Source organism: Polaromonas sp. P3_C2, assembly GCF_056402675.1.
On sequence record NZ_JBFUGX010000581.1, the window covers coordinates 1 to 2,663 of the forward strand.

The window sequence follows — 2,663 nt, forward strand, 5'->3', positions numbered from 1 at the left end:
CCCCAGAGCAGGAAGGCATCCCGGTCTTCTACCACCAAGCTGGTTTTGCAACCCACAGGCAGCAGGACCTTGGTTGGCACGTGCCCGAACGGCAGGCCCGTCAATACACGTGCCTTCACCTGTTCCTGAAGCCACGCAATGACTGTATCCAGCTTGAAGCCTTTGTCATTCGGCGCCAGTTTGTAGTTGGTGAACTGGCCGAAAATGATTGCCTTCTGCTGCGCCAGAACGCCGGCTTGCAACAGTTGCGTGAGCATGCGCTCCACCCGATAAGGGTGTTCGCCGACATCCTCGACAAACAGGATGCCGCCTTTGACGGCCGGCAGATAGGGCGTTCCCACCAGCGCGGACAGGATGGCCAGGTTGCCACCCCAGAATACCGCGTCTTTAATGGTGAATCCGGCTCTAGCCTTTGCTCCACGAGCGGAAGCGGCTATTAAATTCATAGCGGATTTGGGCAGCTGCCAGCCGGTGCCTTCGCCCTGCCCCGTGATCAGGTCGTCAAAGCAGGCTTCCATGATGTCGTCAGGTGCTTCCGCGCCAAAGTCGTCCAGCGAGGGACCGGCCCAGGTCATCGCCCCGGTTTTGGCCAGCAAGGCCATCTGAAAGGCCGTGAAGTCGCTCAGGCCCACAAAACGCGTGCCTCCGGCGGCAGCCTTGGCGACCGCCTTGTAGTTGATCTTCGGCAGGATGCGGGTGAGGCCGTAGCCGCCGCGGGAGATCAGGGCGATGTCGGCCCCACTGGCTGCCGCACGGTGAATAGAGGCAAGCCGGGTTTCGTCGTCGCCGGCAAAACGCTGATGCTGCGCCAGCGCATCGGTATCGATTTCAACTTCATGTCCCTGGGACTCGAGGCGCTTCACGCCACGCTTGAAAGCTGCTTTGTCACGCACCGCGCTGGAAGGGGAATAGATGTAGATATGTTTTTTCACAGATGCAAGTATCCCATCCCGCGAAGGCCCTCGCCCCCTCCCTGCCGCGGATTGCAGAAGGTATAAACGGGTCAACCATGCTCCTTTACCTGCTTGACCTCCTCGGCGTTGCCGTGTTTTCAGTGAGTGGCGCACTGGCGGCGGGACGCCTGCAGCTTGATTTGCTGGGTGTGCTGGTCCTGGCCTCGCTGACGGCCATCGGCGGAGGCACCCTGCGGGACTTGCTGATGAACCGCCACCCGGTGTTCTGGATGGCCAACCCCACCTACCTGCTGGTGATCTGCGCGGCGGCACTGGGCACAGTGCTGTATGTACAGCTCCTGCCGATTCCTGCGCAGGCCCTGCTGGTGGCCGATGCCTTCGGCCTGGCCCTGTTTGCCCTTTCAGGTGCGCAGCTGGCCGAGGCGGCGCGGCTGTCGCCCATCATCGTGGTGTTGATGGGCACCATGACCGGTGTGGCCGGCGGCGTGATGCGCGACATCTGCAGCAACCAGATCCCCCTGCTGCTGCGACAGGACATTTATGCCAGCGCGGCGATTGCCGGAATTGTGCTGTACCTGGCTCTGAAGACCTTGGGCCTGAGACCCTCCTGGGCGTTCGGCATTGGGCTGGTGGCCGTGGCGGCGCTGCGGCTGAGCGCCATCTTCCTGGGCTGGCATTTACCGGTCTTCAAGCTGGCGGACTGAAAAACCGCACTGCTTGCTGCGCAATCGGCTCACCGTGCTCTTGCACAAAGTGGCCGGCCCGCGGCAGCATCAAGGGCTCGCCGCAACCGCGGATCAGGGCTTGCAGCTCCTTCATGACGGGCGGGCCCAGCACCGGGTCTTGTACACCCACCACCATCAATGTCCGGCCGGGCCAGTCGTTGTGCCAGAACGCGCGCGCCTGGCGTGAAATGGCGGCGCCGTCGGCATCAGGTGCATCCGGCACCATGGGCGGGAACGCGCGCAGCGCGGCGCGATGACCTTTGTCCGGAAACGGCGCGTTGTAGGCCGCGCACTCTGCGGGACTCATCTGCGGATTGCCACGCGCAAAAAGGCGCGCCACATCAAACCCGGGGTTCCTGGCGCACATCTCGCGCCAGGCCACAAAGCCTGCAGGCAAGGGAGCATCCCCGGTGCCCAGCATGGTGTTCATGACCAGCAGGCCTTTGTAGCGATGCGGCACGACCATCGGCAGCGTCAGGCCCAGCAAACCGCCCCAGTCCTGCACCACAAGCACGACGTTCTGCAGATCCAGTTTTTCTACCAACTCGAGCAGTATCTGGCGATGGGCGGTGAAGCTATGAAAGCTGTCCTTCTTGGGCTTGTCGCTTTTGCCAAACCCGACCATGTCCGGAGCTACAACGCGGTGCCCGGCCTGCAGCAGCGGCGGGATCATCTTGCGATAGAGGTAGCTCCAGGCCGGGTTGCCGTGCAGGCACAGAAAGGTCAGGCCGCCTCCCCCCACTTTGTTCTCACCGCCGCCTTCGTCGAGGTAATGCATGCGCAGCCCCTGCAGCGCCGGCAGGTCGCTCACATAACGGGGCGGCCAGGGATAGCCCGGCAGGGCATCAAACGCGGCGTCGGGCGTGCGCAATGCATCCTCGCGCAGCGGATGGGCCAGCCGCGATGCCTCGCGCTGCTCATCCCTGCGCCGGCGAAAGAACTCCTGCAGCAGTGCGCTGCATTCCGCAGCCAGCACCCCGCCCTGCAGTTGGGTCTGGTGGTTCAGCCGGGACTCGGCAAACAG

General features: G+C 63.3%; 3 protein-coding genes. 1 reads left to right on the forward strand and 2 read right to left on the reverse strand.

Annotation, left to right across the window (positions count from 1 at the left end; translation table 11 throughout):
* A partial coding sequence (locus AC1DWI_RS19265) for an LD-carboxypeptidase (RefSeq protein WP_477725478.1) occupies positions 1–932 on the reverse strand: 932 nt, incomplete at its 3' end.
* Between the two features lie 77 nt (positions 933–1,009).
* On the opposite strand from AC1DWI_RS19265, the gene AC1DWI_RS19270 reads away from it, so the two are divergent.
* Positions 1,010–1,618, forward strand: a complete 609-nt coding sequence (locus AC1DWI_RS19270; RefSeq protein WP_477671639.1) for a trimeric intracellular cation channel family protein — start codon at positions 1,010–1,012, stop codon at positions 1,616–1,618.
* Here the strand turns inward: AC1DWI_RS19270 and AC1DWI_RS19275 are convergent.
* A partial coding sequence (locus AC1DWI_RS19275; protein ID WP_477725479.1) for a haloalkane dehalogenase occupies positions 1,602–2,663 on the reverse strand: 1,062 nt, incomplete at its 5' end. The two genes, AC1DWI_RS19270 and AC1DWI_RS19275, sit on opposite strands and share 17 nt — an antisense overlap.

Bases quoted from the DNA above. Each gene is read 5' to 3' on its own strand.
- AC1DWI_RS19270 (WP_477671639.1), top strand. From the start codon at position 1,010: ATGCTCCTTTACCTGCTTGACCTCCTCGGCGTTGCCGTGTTTTCAGTG.